Here is a 14,520-nt window from a genome sequence, read left to right as displayed (position 1 = left end):
GGCAGAGCTGAAAATCTGCGCTAGAGCGCTAGTCGGAGCGCCCTCCGAGGCGGCAGAGCTGAAAATCTGCGCTAGAGCGCCAGTCGGAGCGCCATCGGAAGCGGCAGAGCTGAAAATCAGCATTGCAGCCTGGTTCACAGTTAATTCACAGTTAATCGACAGCCTCGCGGATGTCCTTTAAAACCAGCCAGAGGGCCTCACCGAAAACCCCTCAAGCTTCAGCAATCCGCTGAAGCTTGAGGGGTTCATCTCTTGCCGTTGACGGCAACCTGTTATTGCAGGGCGTTCGTAATTGCCTTTAAGCCATAGGTGTTGCCAATAGGTCCATAGCCAAGCGCCAATTGCCCATTTATGCCGTAAACCTGATCGTTCTGCACCGAGCTGAGACTCTTCCATACCGCCGACTTCTCCCATTCGTCTGTCAATGCGGGCAGCGACGGATCTTCATAATTGAAATAACCAAGGAAGAGATGATCCGGATTGAGCTTGCTCAAGCCCTCCAGGGAAATTTCGGCTCCATTTTCTATAATCACGCTTTCAGGAGCATTCAATCCCAGTTGATCATAATATTGCGTCAAATACTTCTTGCCCTGCAAATAGACGACATTATCCCGAACTTGGACGAACGCCACATTGCCCTGCAGATCGGCAAGCTTCTCCTTCGCATCTGCCACTTGCTCCTTGTACTCGGCAATATAACTCGCCGCTTGCTCCTCTTGGCCGAGAATTTCGCCCAGCTTCGTTACGAGCGACGGCCAGTCTCCCCACACATCCGTCTCGCTCTCATCGATAACAACCGTTGTCGCAATGCTCTTCAGTTGATCGATAATGGCGCTGTTTGTATCATTGCCGGCAATAATGAGTTGGGGATTATAGCTTAACAGTGCTTCCAGATTCACTTCCGTATTCTCTCCGACGATTTCCAACTCATTCACTTTGTCCACATACGGCTTATATTGATCCGTCTCCAGAACCGATTGTTCCTTAGTGAACGGCAGAGTAAGAGCAACAGATTTCAGATCGAACAAGAGTATCGAATCGCTGTAGCCCCAATGCGCGACCGCAATCCTTGTCGGTTCTTCTTCGATCGTGACCTCTCCCCCGGCATCTTGAATCGTTCTTGGGAACTTCGGGCTTGGCGAGCCTTGTTCACCTGTCGGCTTGGCGCTAGAGCTTGATTGAGCCGCTCCGTTCTGATTGTTCGTATTGTTCCCTGCGTTTCCGCATGCCGATACCAGCAGCGCCAGGCAAAGCAAGCACGCGGCCATCCCCCCGTTAGCATACCGCTTCTTCATCATAATTGACATCCTTCCTGTCTCTGTCGCTTATCGCGTTTCGAATACAATTATTTCAAATACGAAACATCGATAACGATTCTCATTATCGATATCGATCATATCATTACTTGCATAGCATGCAAATAGATAATTGCCCGAAATCAGGATGGACGATTTCTCTTGCCGTTCATGCCAACCTTGCTGGGAGGCAGGCCCTTATGCTTCTTAAACAATCTGCTGAAATAATAAGAATCGGCATAGCCAACATGCTTCGCCGCCTCGGCGACGGATACTCGGCCCGTCAGCAGCCATTCATACGCCTTGTCCATTCGTTGCATGATCACATAATCGATGGGACTGATTCCAACATACTTCGCGAATAAGTAGGAGAAATACTTTGCCTTCATACCGTACCTCAGACCAAGCTGCGTCAAGGTCAGCGGCTCCATATAATGCTGCTTGATGAACTGAATCGCATCGTCCATCTTCGTCGCGCTTTCCCGATTCTGCAGAACGCGCTCCGATTGAAGGACATGGCAAATCAACCTGAAGAAGATCGCCTTCTTCTCCAGCTTCCCCATTACGCCGGGAGATGCAGCGACCTCTGCGCATTGTTCTTGAAGCTGCAGCGTCATCCCGTCAATCGGACAGGTCAAATACGATATCTTCGATATTAACTTTGCCTCTGCGCTTTCTAGCTCCGTTGGAAGATAATGAACAAGAAAATATTGAAACGGCTCGTCGCCGACAGCAATCTCTAACTGAACATGAAGACCGCCCAGAAGCACCTTGCCCGGGAACATCTCATAGCTCTCCTCTCCACCGTGGAAGGAGAAGCGTGCTTGTCCGCTCAACGCAATAATGAGCGCGCATTTCGTCGTTGGTCGTTCTATATGTCCGCGATAGCTGTGATTCGCTTCCAATTCTGTTCGGTACACATGATGCACTTGAAACGGCGCTTGCTCAAAGGCTTCTGCCAGCTCCTCATAGTGATGGCTCAGATTGCTCCCCCCTATCCACTTCAAACTTAATTGTCGAGAACCATTCTCAATAACACTTAAATTGTAGCTCGACCGCTTTCCGAAAGCAACAAAAAGAAGAACACGTCCTCCTGAAGAGGCAGCATGCCTTCTTATGTGGAGGACGCGGTATTTTTAAACAAATAACTCCATAATGATAGTGGCTTGTCAGCCTTAATCGATAATTAACGCGATTTCTGCATTCAGCCGCTCTAAGCCTTGGCTGTAATCTGCGCCTCATTGGCTTCAGTCCGCTTCTTGCGAAGCAGGAAGGTGAGCGGGATGCAAATCACGACCAAAACCGTGCCAATCCAAAATAATTCTTGAATGCTAAGCGATAATGCTTGTGTCTGGGCCTGCGCATCGCTCCCGCTTTCTTCGCCGAGATGGGCGAGGGTTCTCGACGACAGAATCGTGCTGAAGATACTGACCGAAAGCGCGGCCGTCCCTTGTCTGATCCAGTTCATGACAGCAGAGGCTTGCCCGGACAGTTCGCTTGGGATAGCCGACATCGCGGCGTTTGTCACCGGCATATTGCACATGGCGATGCCAATATAGCGAATGGCGATCCAGGCCGAGATGAAGAACATGCCCGTTGTCAGATCGAGCTCTGTCAATGCCCATGTCGCCGCTCCCATTAGCAGCACGCCCGACAGGATTAGCCTGAACGGACCGACCTTAGGGTACAGCCTCCCCATGATCAGCGACATGACCGCCATCGCCACGGTTCCCGGCAGCATGATGAGACCGGTGTGCATCGTATTGCTGCCTTGAATCTTCTGCATATAGATCGGGATGAGAAATGTCCCAGCGTACAGAGAGATCGTAATCGCGCAATTGAGAATCAAGCTGTAGGTGAAGCGCGGAACCTTGAATAAGCGCAAATTCAGCAGCGGCGCGCTCACGCGCAGCGTGCGGAACACGAAGAAAATAAGGACCGCGATTCCGAGCAGCATCAGTGAGAGAGTTTTCGCATTCAGCCATCCCCAAGCATGACTTTCGCTGAACGATGCCAGCAGCGCGGAGGTGCCGATAATGACGGCGGCGAAGCCGATTACATCCAGCTTCACGCCTTTGCTAAGTCGATAATGCGGAATAAAGATCTGCGCTGCTACAACTGCAATGACTCCTATCGGAACATTCATGAAGAACAGGGATTCCCAGCCGAATGATTCCGTCAGCCATCCGCCGATGGTCGGCCCGAAAGCCGGAGCCAGCATGGCGGAGACGCTCCATAGACTGATGGCGACCGCCTGCTTCTCCTTCGGTATTACCTGATAGATAATGGTCATCGTAGTCGGCAGCATCACGCCGCTGAATATGCCCTGAATAATTCGGAAAGCGATAAGCGATTCAATGCTCCATGCGAACACGCAAAGCAGCGAAGCCAGCGTGAAGCCCCCAAGCGCATAAACATACAATCGTTTATAGCTCAAACGATCTCCCACGAACGCGATAATCGGCGCGATGACGCCAGTCGCAAGCATGAAGCCGGACATCATCCATTGCACCGTATCGAGCGGGGCGTCGAATTCATCCATGAATACTGGCAGAGCTACGTTAATGGTCGTCGTACTCAACACCGCCATGAAATTGCCGAAAAAAACCGCAAAAATAATGCTCCAAAAATTAACCTTCACAGGATTGCCTTCCTTCACGAAATTTCCTCCAGTTTGGTTTTGCTCTCCAACCGTTTATTTATCTCTGCAAGCATACGAACTTCATCCCCTCAACAAGTTGTATGATGCAACTATATAATTGTAGTATACCTCGCATAATTCTCATGTCAACTTGACATAAGCTCCATAGGGCGTGTATGCCAATCCTCCCCTTTTCATAACGTTATCTCCCCCCGTCGAAATTACACAATGATGCCGATTTATGCTACTATGGTAGAAACATTAAGAATGCTTCTCACTGCCAAGTAGGAACCTTCCACGAGAACGAGGCGCCCCATCATACATCTATTCCAAAAAAATGAGGTAATCACGTGCCCAAACAGCCCGCAGAAAACATTGAGCTTCAGCTTGCCATACTCATACGACGCGTCACTTCCGCAACCTCCTCGCGAAAGTTCGGAAGTCTGGATCGCGCATCCTATCTGCTTCTCCATCAAATCTCTTCACACGGCTCTGCAGGCGTTAAAGCGCTCGCCGAGGAATTCCGTCTCGATATCTCGACGGTCAGCAGGCAAACGGCCGTTCTGGAGCAGAAAAAATATGTCTATCGCATCCCCGATCCGATGGACGGACGAGCGTACTCCCTGCATATAACGGAGCTGGGAGCCGAACTGCTGGCGGAAACCAGGCTGGCAAGGTCGCGGCGCATTGCGGAGCTTACGCAAACTTGGCCAAGCGAAGAGCAGCAGTTATTCGGCGAATTGCTTGAGAAATTCAATCGCACCTTTCTTTCTGAGAACTCGTCTTAGGGAGAGTTTTTCAAAACCAAATAAACAGCGGCCCAACGAAATCTAATAGGATCCGTTAAGCCGCTGCATAATTCCATTTATCCAAGCTGCACATTAGCCGAACATGCTTGACCCGCTTAAAAGGATGGAGCCAGTTCTCCCGCTTTCTTGATCGCTTCTTCCTTAATCTGCTGAGCGCGGTCCGGGAATTGATTATGACCTTCGACGAACAGCCCCTGGAAATCCGTTATGCCGAAGAAATTCATAATGATGCCGATATAGCGATGTCCGGACTCGATCTCCGCCGCAGGTCCTTCGGAATACACGCCTCCGCGCGACTGAATATGCAAAGCCTTCTTCCCTCCAAGCAATCCGACGGGACCGGATTCCGTATATTTGAACGTCTTGCCGGCAATGCAGTTGGCGTCAATGTACGCCTTCATGACGGGCGGGAACGAGAAGTTCCACATTGGCGTGACGAATATATATTTGTCCGCGGCCACAAACTGCTCATTAATTTCATTCAATCTCGCCACCTTGGCGCTTTCTTCCCTCGTCAAAGACGAGAATTCTTGACCGCCGCGAAGCTTGCCCCAACCGCTGAACACATCCGCATCGATATGCGGCACGTCGATACGGTACAAGTCGAGATGAACGATTTCGTCGTTTCCATGTGCCGACCTATACGCATCGATAAAGGCTTTGCCGACAGCCATGCTGTAAGACTGTTGATGGTCATGGGGATGCGCGGTAATGTAGAGTACAGTTGCCAATGCTTTCAATCCCTTCGGTAAGATGAATTTGGAGTCACTTCCTTTAAAATTCACCTTTCGACAGATTGTTATTCAGTGGACATTTGTCTAATTGCCAAATTCAGAAACGCATGTAGCGGTCAGAACTGGCTCAAACGGAAACCGCCTCAACGCAATCGTTAAGGCGGCTTCCCTGGTTATTTACACTATGCCCCTTCAATTAAGGAGGATTGCTTGCGCTGAAGCTCTGCGAGACGCGACTCTTCCTTGCGAAGCTCGATCTCCAGTTTGGCAACGATACCTTGGACATAATCTCGCTTGTCGTCAATTTGCCTTGCGGCGTTGTTAATCCGGCCTTGAACCATCCAATCGGTAAAGAAGCCGTCGAAGAAATAATCGGCGAATTTCAGCATGTCCCCAATGTCGATGGTGACATTGACATTTCGCTCCAGATCCTGAAGCTCCTTCTGGAAGCGTCTCATGCCATGCTGCGCGGCTTGAACGGCCGACCTTCCTTCGTCAATACGGCTATGCTTCACGGAGGTGGCGATAAAACCGCCGCCAAGCATATCGTAGGTTCCCCAATTGGCCGCCGACTTCAGCTTCTCCCCCGCTCTCTCCAGCGACGCTTGGACGGATCGTCCGGCTTGCACGGCTTCTCTAAGCTCTTTCGCATTCGCTTTCGCCAAGGCTTCTCGATCGGATAGTTCTTTCAGTTGTACCGCTAGTTGTGAATGCGCCTCCATAATATGACGCACCTTCTCGCTCATCACTCTCTCTATGTCGCCCTCGACATAGCGAACCTCTGCGAGACCTTCCTTCACGGCGAACAACTCCTGCTCCAAATCCTCGACCGTGCCAGCGGCCTCTTCGTACTTCATTTTCACCTCAAGAACCTCGGCTTCTTCCTCGGAGAGCTTCTCCTGCTTCTTCCCGATCAAGCTGTAGAACAACGCGCCGACGCTCATTCCCTTCAGTTGCTCGACATCCCGTTCTTCCTGACGAAGCTGCCATTCCCACTGATCCCGTTCGTGAATCTTCCGTTTCAATTCTTCCTTCAACGTTTTCTCGGACTTCTCCCAGCTCTGCTTCTTCCGTTGCTTCGATTTCAATTCCGCCAACTGATCATTGTACTGTTGCAGCAATCGCGATTCCCCCCGTGAATATTGTAGATTACGCTCTGCGAATAACGATATACACAATCAAGCCCATTACCGGGAAGAATAAGGTTCCAAGCAAGATCAACAAAGCATATTCATTGCTCTTGCCGAGTCGCTTCGCATCGTTGTAAGCCCAAATGCTCGTCACAATGTTGAGTAGAAACAAGATTAAGAGAATAAATAAGAAGCCAACAACTAAAGTATTCACTCCTGCCAAGCTCATCCCTCCTCTATGAATCCATATGCAGGAATTTCATCCATATGTACGTATACGAATCGGCAAGCTCTAATGTTTCACGTCATTTCCTTTGCCGAGTGAACAATGCTCGGGGCGGAACGCTACAAACGCTTCAGCACGCTCCTCAAATATTGATCCAGACGCTCGCCCATCAGCGCATCCGTCAAGCCGGTTACGCCAAGATCCGTCCAGCCCTTGTATACGTTCGGAGGTTCGCCCGAGAAATCCGCCAGAGTGGCCAAATCCCAATAGGGATCATAGTCGAAAGCTTCCTTCGCATGCCGGATATAACAAGCAAGAAACTCATCGGCAAGCGAAACGCTATATAATTGCGAGAGATTGACTCGGCAATGTCCAACATCGATTCCGGCGGGGCCTGTGCAAGCATTGACCCAGTCCACGATTCCGCTAACCTTGTTGCCTGACCACAGTACATTAGCAGGATGAAAATCGCGGTGGATGAACAGCTTCTCATACCGGGGTGCGGGTTTCCGCAGAATGGCGGAAGCCTCCTTCCAGCTTGATGGAATCACCGACCATGCCGATGCATCCAGCAAGGCTGCATCGCTGTATGGGGCATAATTCCATCGGAACGGCATGGCGTATTTGTCTTGATCCGCTCTTGGCTGATTGCCAGTACCGGATGCGCGATGAAACAGAGCAATCGCCTCGGCCATGCCATCCACCCAATGCGAAAGATCCTTCGGCTCCAGAACGACCTTGCCTTCCAGCTTGGTCATAAGCACGGAGGGGCAGCCGCTCGAAGCGCCCGATTCATCGAATGCGAGCAGCTGCGGCGTAGGAGAGACGCTGCAGATCGCGGCTTGCCGGAGCGCCATCGCCTCATGCAACGCCAGATCCGGCTCGCTCCGAAGCCAATCGGCATTATCGAACTGGCGCAAGACAACTTCGCGCTTACTATCTCCGATTTCCAGCTCAATGAGGTAGACGAGCGAGGAGATTCCTCCTTGAAGCCTGCGAGCGGACAGCAGCCGCGCTTCTGGATGAACGGCGTTTATCACCCATTGCCGAGTTCGATCAGACCATTCTTCTCCATTCGTATTCATTAGACAACCTCCTCTCACCACTACTTCTCCATAAGCTATTGCGACTCCTGTCTCCGCTCGACAAAGAACGGCATAAGGTGAAACTTCTACACCGTACTTAGATCGCTGTAACGTTGTGCTCCCTGTATACTTGCCATTCTTCTGATGGAAATTTTATGGCATTGGATTCTCCCCAACTATGGGATTCTAACGAAGACTCATAACGGTAATACGCTTGAATCTCAGGTCTACACGAATATAACGAAGATCGGTATCGTTTTTTCATCCAAAGCGAGCATGATTTCAACCCGAAACGATGAAATAAGACGATAGATCTTCGTTAGATTTGAATAGGTTTCCTTTTTATGGACTTAACGTTATCAAGTTTCGTTAGCATTCCACCTGGCTCCATCAAAGCCCCTTGCCCGAAAGCTTATAAATTCTGGTGTAAAAAAAGAACCTCATCTCCATAAATCGGACATAAGGTTCATTTATCCTTTTGAACATAACACACATCATGAACATGCAGTTAGAGTCGTTATCTCGCCAGCTTCACATTGTTCAGCCTCAGCAGATCATCCGCCGCCATGAAGGAGACGCCGTCATGCACGACTGCCGCTTCGAGCAGCATATAAGGCTCTTCCTCGCCCGCGCGCTTCACTTCGGTCCCGCCAGCGGTATACGCGTAGAGCTCTTGCTCCCCGGACAGCACGGCAATACCGCTCCTCTCCGCGTTCCAATCAATCGTATAGCCCGCCGCTTCGACAAATTTGCGGAACGGCAGCATCAGCTTGCCATTCTCCACGTAAGGCATCTCTCCTTTTTCCAATTGAACAGCCTCGCCATTCATGGAGATACCGTCAAGACCAACCTCGGCATAGCCTTGGTACGCATATGGGAAAAGCATCATTTTCGAAGGCACAACGGCTCCGGCTCCGCCTGTCGATTCATCGGCAGCTGTTCCCCATGCGAGCACCTTCGTGCCCGGCTGAATGTTCCGAACCGTAACGATATTCTTCGTCAAATATGGCGTAAGCTTCGTATCCTCAGTCACCGTATACGTATTGTCGTCGTTGGTCTTCACGGTTGCCGCTCCGTCCTCCGAGAACGTTACGCTGTCCACCTCACCGAAAGCCGGGACGGCAAAATCCGCCGGAATGCCGGCAAGAATCAGGACGGCATGAGATTGAGGCGGCATGCTCATCGTCATAATGGGACCCGCATACGCATACAGCGCTTCATTCTCGCGAAGATCGCTTTGCTTCATCGGCAAGCCGGTTACCGCGTTCAGAATCAAAGTGTCGTCCGAAATGCCCAGGATGATGCTTGGCGTCGATTCCCCTTCTTCATTGACGTTCATCACGGGAATTCTGCTCCCCTCCGCTTCCCCCATCGTGCCATGCACGAGCACCGGAGGCAGCTCATTCTGCTGGGCGATCTCATAGACCGATTCCGTAACCGATGTTCCGTCTCCTACAGGAGCTGAGATCGGCACTACGCCTTCGATCGGCGCGGAGATTGGCATAATATTCTGTGCTGTTGTTCGGGTTACGATTAAGGATTGCCCCCCGGATCCTCCTGCCGCCAGCGCCGTGCTTCCTCCTGCGATGCAAGACACAGCTGTCAATGCGACGATCGTATGCTTTATCGTTTTTTTCATCATCATCATCCCTTCGTATTAGTTTGATACAAGCTGGCGAAAGTTTTCCAGCAAAGATTCTGTGGGATAATACTTCCCATTGCCGATCGTAATCAGTCCAAGCTTCGGCAAAACAATCATCCGGATCGACGTGCCGTCCCTAAGCTGAAACTTCAGCTGATAAGAGCCGCCCTCATGCTCGGCATTAGCTATCGCTTCCTGTTGCGTGTCCGTCAGGTCAATCGCCGCCTCGCTTTTGCTTAACTCTCGTATCCAGCTCTCGATCATTTTCCGGCTATCAACCCTTTGCAGCAAAGTCGCGCCGTTGCCGTTATAAATCTCCACTTGCTTCGTCAGGCGATTCAAATCCGCATGCTTCATCAGCTCAGCGGCATCCATGATGCTGTTATCCGCCTTGCCTGCGAGCTGCGCAACGTAATAGCTGCCATCCTTCTCCACGGCAAGCCGGAATGCCGGATCATAGCTCTTCATCGCATACAGCATTCCGCCGGCTTGGAAGGTTGTCGCGAAGTTCCGGCTCTGGAGAGCCGCGCTCCCTGGACTCGACATGGTCCGGCTAAGATCATAATCAAGCGTTCCAAGCTTCTCCCCGAGCTCCGCTCCGGATAGGTTAAATGCGTCGCCGTTATCGAGGAACTCATATCTGAATCCGTTATAATTCAGAAATTTCCGCAGACCCGGCAGCTCGCCCCGAACGGATTTGAGCGGCGCGGCCAGAGTCGCCGGCATGGGAGTGAGCTGCGGAATTTCCGCAAGCGGTTCTTCCTTGGTGAGGAGGGGTACGCCGATTAGAAGCAAGAGCAGAGCGACGCATACGGATGGAAGAATGAGTCTGACAGAAAGGCGAGCGAAGCCGCGGCGCTTATTGCCGCCTGCGTCTGCAACTGCATTCGTGCGACTCTCCGTCAGGATGCGCTCCAGCATTTTCTCCCGCTGCCCGCTGGTCGGAATAATCTTGCCAATGCTCTCCAGCAGCTCGTCTTCATTCATCGCTCTCACCGCCTATCTGTAGCTTCAACAGCTTTCTTCCCATATGCAGCCGAGTGCGGACCGTCGCTTCCTTGATCGAGAGGAGCTTGGCGATTTCTTTGGTTGCATAGCCTTCGTAATAGAATAAGTATAAGGGCATTCGATATTTTTCTGGGAGGGAAAGCACCTCTTCCAATGTCTCGTCATGCTGATCATTCCTGGACAGCTTTCTCTGATCGACTTCCTCCATGGTCACCAGCAGACGTCTCCACCAATGACCGAGCATGTTTTTACAGTGATTTTTGGCTGTCACAATGAGCCATGCCTTCTCGTGCTCCGTATCCCGAAACCGGGTTTCGGACTGCATGAGCTTGAGAAACACCGTTTGCGTCGCTTCCTCCGCATCATGGGTTTTGCGAAGCAGCATATAACAAACCTTGTACACCGTGTCGACATGACGATGATAGATTGGGGTGATTTCCTTGCCCGTACGCTGCAAGGTATTCACGCGGCCGTCGTTCCCCCCTTCACTAGTAACACAATTGAAGCATGCGAAATGTTTGATTTTATTTTTATAAGCGCGTCGACTCCTCATCAAACGTCATCAAATCTAAATCTTAATTTCAACTGTACGAGCTTCGGTTCCCAATAATGAGACGCTGCTATTTTGGAAAAAGTTACTCTGCGCCGCAATCCATATCATGGAAATTCGAAACCTTTCTGCGAATAGTATCGTCTGTGAAGTTAACAGGAATTAAAGTGGTAGTAGCGAAGGAGGCAACCCGTATGATCAGAATAATGCTTCTGCTCAGTCTTACAGCGCTGTTGACAGCCTGCAGCTTTCATAGCGTAGAGTACAGGTCGGCGGAAGGGACTGACGTTATTTCGGAAAATGGAGAATTATCCGATTCGGAGAATGCCGAAGCAGCTCCGGAAGACATTAAGGACGAGGATACTCCCGTTTCAAGCGAGGAAGGCACTAGCTTCGATGAAGAATCGGCGGCGGAGGCTGTGCTGAAAGAACACCCCGACTTCCCCTCTGTCGGGCAATTCAAAACGATCGAAACGATGACCGGAGGTCCCGCTCCCGGCACCAAGGTAAGCGGAACGCTGACCACGCGTGCGGATGCCGCCGAGGATGAGGGAACGTACATCATTACCTTAACCAAGCAATGGAATATGACCATTAACGATAAGGAGCTTATCGGCCGCTGGGTGTACAAGGTTTCACAAGGTTCGATTGAGCTTCTGGAGAGCGAGGACAACACGGATCAGATTGGGATGGTGAAATAGAGAATGCTGGATTAGTGAAGTCGGACTGACCGATGACAAATGTATCAGGCCGTCCTCTCCGCGAACGAGCAGAGGATCGACGTTGTAGACCAGCGGCGCTCCCGTTTCATCCGGCCCCGCGTCGAACTCTCCGCCGTCGATATGGATTGCGTTGAACGTCAGGCCTTCCATGTAATTATCGTAGGCCGTAGATCCGAATGCTCCCGACGCCCGTCTTATGCTCGCTGTTGATGAAGAAGTTGCCGTAATGGCTGTTGCGATGACCAGGGACAAGCCCAGGCGAATCGCCTCCAGCCCCGGACGGGCAAGAGCTAACTTGCCTGCTTCCAGATCGGAGACGCTGCTAGCGGCTAGCGGCAAGAATCGGCGGCATTGATAAACCAAGCATTCGCTTGCAAAAAACTTAAGGACAGTTAATCGTCTGCTCGCGCCTCGGACCAACGGAAACCGTCGCGATTCGAATGCCGATTTCGGTTTCCACAAACCGAATATAGCGCTTCGCTTGCTCGGGCAAAGCCTCATAGCTGCTAATGCGCGAAATGTCGCTGCGCCATCCCGGCATGCTCTTCCATATCGGCTTCGCTCCCTCTAACTTGGCCGTTACAGGGAATCTGTCCGTGCGAATACCGCCTTTCAGCTCATAGCCGACGCACACCGGTATCTCATCCAGATAGCCCAGCACATCCAGGTTCGTCAGCACCGTTTCCGTCGCGCCTTGCATGCGGCAGCCATATCTCGTTGCCACCGCATCGAACCAGCCCATTCTGCGTGGACGGCCGGTTGTTACCCCGTATTCCCCGGCATCTCCGCCTCTGCGCCTCAGCTCATCCGCTTCCGCTCCGTCAATCTCAGAGACGAACGGACCGGCGCCCGCGCAGCTTGAATACGCTTTGACAACAGCGACAACCTTAGTTATGGAGGAAGCCGGAATTCCAGCGCCGATTGATGCGAAGCCAGCCAAGGTTGAGGATGAGGTCGAGAAAGGGTAGATGCCGTGATCGGGATCGCGAAGCGCGCCCAGTTGTCCTTCAAGCAGGATCGATTCCCCCTTGCCTGCCGCCTCTTGAAGCATAAAGGTCGTATCGCTTACATAAGGGCGCAACAGCTTCGCCTCGCTTTGCAGCTGCTCCATTATCTCTTCTATCCGGACGGGCGGACGCTCGTAGAGATGCTGAAGCAATACATTCTTGGGAGCAAGACATTGCTCCAGCCTAAGCTTCAGTCTCTTCGCATCGAATAAATCCGCAACCTGAATGCCCAGCTTCGCATACTTATCCGCGTAAAATGGAGCAATCCCCCGCTTCGTCGAGCCAAACCCGCGCTCGCCTAATCTCTCTTCTTCTAATTCATCGAGCAGGCGATGGATCGGCAACACCACCTGCGCTCGCTCCGACACATATAGTTCAGGCGCAGGGACACCTCTCTCTGCAAGCTCGTTCCATTCAGTCAGCAATGCTTTCACATCTAATGCCGCACCTGGCCCGATCACATTCTTAACCGACGGATAGAAAACGCCGGACGGCAGCATATGAAGCGAGAACTTGCCAAAATCATTCATAATCGTATGACCCGCATTGCTGCCTCCTTGAAATCGGACAACACAGGCAGCCTCCGCAGCCAGCACATCCGTCATCTTCCCTTTTCCCTCATCGCCCCAATTTGCTCCCACAATAGCCGTCACCGTCATATTCATGGCCTCCCCGAACTTGTATTAGCTAACAATTGTATTATAATGTAGGCAATAGATATTAGAAAAATGAATATAAATAATAACAGATATAAACGGAGGTAATACCATGGAATCGGACATCAATCTGGAATGGTATCGCGTCTTCTATTGGATTGCCAAAACGGGCAGCTTGACCGGCGCTGCAGCTCAGCTGTCCATTACACAACCCGCTGTCAGCCATACCATCAAACAATTGGAGGATTCGATTGGAGGAGCGTTGTTCGCTCGGACATCCAGAGGCGTTCAGCTCACTTCAGAGGGAGAAGTACTGCTGCAATATATCGAACAAGCCTTCTATCATATCGAGAAAGGAGAGAAGGCCATCGCGGAGCTGCATCAATTAACTAGCGGCGAAATTCATATCGGGGCGAGCGACACCTTGTCCAAATACTATCTCATGCCATTCCTGGAGCAATTCCGTGTGAGCTGCCCCGGCATTCGAATGCATATGACCAATCGAACAACGCCAGAAATAATGGAGCTGCTGAAAGCCGGTAAAATCGATTTCGGCATTGTCAGTCTGCCGACAGAGGATAAGCAGGTTTATTTTCGCAAGAGCGCAGTCATTCAGGATTGCCTTGTTGGCGGAGCAGCCTATGAACATCTAACTCAAGCTGGAGAATCAGTCTCGCTCGAAGCAATCTCGAAGCATCCGCTTCTGTTGCTCGAAGCAGGAGGAAGCACACGCACCTACATTGAGAAATATGCCTATTCGCAAGGCGTCCAGCTTCGTCCCGAATTCGAGCTTGGCAGCATCGAACTGCTCGTTGATTTCGCCAAGAAAAACTTCGGACTCGCTTTCGTGATCCGTGAATTCATCGAGGAGGAGCTGGCAGCAGGACAATTGGTAGAGATCCCGCTCGATCCGCCGCTCCCGGAACGGCATATCGGCATCGCTACTATGAAGGGAATGCCCCTATCTTCCGCTGCGAAAGCTTTTTTGAACTTGCTGCCAGCACTATAATTTTCA

General features: G+C 51.3%; 16 protein-coding genes. 4 read left to right on the top strand and 12 right to left on the bottom strand.

From position 1 onward, the window contains the following. Nucleotides 1-181, top strand: a 181-nt coding sequence (locus HFP08_RS02280) for a hypothetical protein (RefSeq protein ID WP_168118876.1), incomplete at its 5' end; no start/stop codon positions are given. A 91-nt stretch (nucleotides 182-272) separates the two neighbouring features. On the opposite strand, the gene HFP08_RS02275 is transcribed toward HFP08_RS02280, so the two are convergent. The 3 genes from HFP08_RS02275 to HFP08_RS02265 form a co-directional block, all read right to left on the bottom strand. Next, nucleotides 273-1,298: an ABC transporter substrate-binding protein gene (locus HFP08_RS02275; protein ID WP_240941010.1), complete on the bottom strand. Its 1,026-nt coding sequence runs from the start codon at nucleotides 1,296-1,298 to the stop codon at nucleotides 273-275. Nucleotides 1,299-1,438: 140 nt separating this feature from the next. Further along, nucleotides 1,439-2,302 (bottom strand): helix-turn-helix transcriptional regulator, encoded by an 864-nt coding sequence (locus HFP08_RS02270; protein ID WP_240941009.1) that lies wholly within the window; start codon nucleotides 2,300-2,302, stop codon nucleotides 1,439-1,441. A gap of 206 nt (nucleotides 2,303-2,508) precedes the next feature. After that, nucleotides 2,509-3,954, bottom strand: coding sequence for an MDR family MFS transporter (locus HFP08_RS02265; protein WP_240941008.1), 1,446 nt, complete (start codon nucleotides 3,952-3,954; stop codon nucleotides 2,509-2,511). A gap of 332 nt (nucleotides 3,955-4,286) precedes the next feature. Here HFP08_RS02265 and HFP08_RS02260 point away from each other — a divergent pair, with 332 nt between their 5' ends. After that, nucleotides 4,287-4,724 carry a MarR family winged helix-turn-helix transcriptional regulator gene (locus HFP08_RS02260; RefSeq protein WP_168118875.1) on the top strand — a complete coding sequence of 146 codons (438 nt, stop codon included), beginning with the start codon at nucleotides 4,287-4,289 and terminating at the stop codon, nucleotides 4,722-4,724. A 116-nt stretch (nucleotides 4,725-4,840) separates the two neighbouring features. On the opposite strand, the gene HFP08_RS02255 is transcribed toward HFP08_RS02260, so the two are convergent. The 7 genes from HFP08_RS02255 to HFP08_RS02225 form a co-directional block, all read right to left on the bottom strand. After that, entirely contained in the window at nucleotides 4,841-5,476 is a 636-nt protein-coding gene (locus tag HFP08_RS02255; RefSeq protein WP_168118874.1) for an FMN-dependent NADH-azoreductase, read from the bottom strand. A gap of 185 nt (nucleotides 5,477-5,661) precedes the next feature. Continuing rightward, nucleotides 5,662-6,600 carry a hypothetical protein gene (locus HFP08_RS02250; RefSeq protein WP_168118873.1) on the bottom strand — a complete coding sequence of 313 codons (939 nt, stop codon included), beginning with the start codon at nucleotides 6,598-6,600 and terminating at the stop codon, nucleotides 5,662-5,664. A gap of 28 nt (nucleotides 6,601-6,628) precedes the next feature. Continuing rightward, the gene (locus HFP08_RS02245; RefSeq protein ID WP_168118872.1) at nucleotides 6,629-6,838 is read right to left on the bottom strand and encodes a PLDc N-terminal domain-containing protein; all 210 of its coding nucleotides are present in this window, start codon (nucleotides 6,836-6,838) and stop codon (nucleotides 6,629-6,631) included. Between the two features lie 116 nt (nucleotides 6,839-6,954). After that, nucleotides 6,955-7,920: an aminoglycoside phosphotransferase family protein gene (locus HFP08_RS02240; protein ID WP_168118871.1), complete on the bottom strand. Its 966-nt coding sequence runs from the start codon at nucleotides 7,918-7,920 to the stop codon at nucleotides 6,955-6,957. A 517-nt stretch (nucleotides 7,921-8,437) separates the two neighbouring features. Continuing rightward, nucleotides 8,438-9,559, bottom strand: a complete 1,122-nt coding sequence (locus tag HFP08_RS02235) for a stalk domain-containing protein (protein ID WP_168118870.1) — start codon at nucleotides 9,557-9,559, stop codon at nucleotides 8,438-8,440. Nucleotides 9,560-9,577: 18 nt separating this feature from the next. Continuing rightward, nucleotides 9,578-10,549, bottom strand: coding sequence for a hypothetical protein (locus tag HFP08_RS02230; protein ID WP_168118869.1), 972 nt, complete (start codon nucleotides 10,547-10,549; stop codon nucleotides 9,578-9,580). Then, the gene (locus HFP08_RS02225) at nucleotides 10,542-11,036 is read right to left on the bottom strand and encodes an RNA polymerase sigma factor (protein WP_206109157.1); all 495 of its coding nucleotides are present in this window, start codon (nucleotides 11,034-11,036) and stop codon (nucleotides 10,542-10,544) included. Before HFP08_RS02225 ends, HFP08_RS02230 begins: the two co-directional genes overlap by 8 nt. Nucleotides 11,037-11,314: 278 nt before the next feature. On the opposite strand from HFP08_RS02225, the gene HFP08_RS02220 reads away from it, so the two are divergent. Next, nucleotides 11,315-11,821 carry a hypothetical protein gene (locus HFP08_RS02220; RefSeq protein WP_168118867.1) on the top strand — a complete coding sequence of 169 codons (507 nt, stop codon included), beginning with the start codon at nucleotides 11,315-11,317 and terminating at the stop codon, nucleotides 11,819-11,821. Here HFP08_RS02220 and HFP08_RS02215 read toward each other — a convergent pair. Together HFP08_RS02215 and HFP08_RS02210 are read right to left on the bottom strand one after the other, a co-directional pair. Beyond that, the gene (locus HFP08_RS02215; RefSeq protein ID WP_168118866.1) at nucleotides 11,756-12,205 is read right to left on the bottom strand and encodes a hypothetical protein; all 450 of its coding nucleotides are present in this window, start codon (nucleotides 12,203-12,205) and stop codon (nucleotides 11,756-11,758) included. The two genes, HFP08_RS02220 and HFP08_RS02215, sit on opposite strands and share 66 nt — an antisense overlap. A 19-nt stretch (nucleotides 12,206-12,224) precedes the next feature. Continuing rightward, the gene (locus HFP08_RS02210; RefSeq protein ID WP_168118865.1) at nucleotides 12,225-13,508 is read right to left on the bottom strand and encodes an adenylosuccinate synthase; all 1,284 of its coding nucleotides are present in this window, start codon (nucleotides 13,506-13,508) and stop codon (nucleotides 12,225-12,227) included. Nucleotides 13,509-13,617: 109 nt separating this feature from the next. Here HFP08_RS02210 and HFP08_RS02205 point away from each other — a divergent pair, with 109 nt between their 5' ends. Next, nucleotides 13,618-14,514, top strand: coding sequence for a LysR family transcriptional regulator (locus tag HFP08_RS02205; protein ID WP_168118864.1), 897 nt, complete (start codon nucleotides 13,618-13,620; stop codon nucleotides 14,512-14,514). Nucleotides 14,515-14,520 lie beyond the last annotated feature (6 nt).

Source organism: Paenibacillus sp. HB172176 (genome assembly GCF_011947265.1).
Taxonomy (GTDB): Bacteria; Bacillota; Bacilli; order Paenibacillales; family Paenibacillaceae; genus Pristimantibacillus.
Note: the sequence above shows the minus strand (reverse complement) of the source record. Positions and strands in the feature narration are given on the sequence as shown.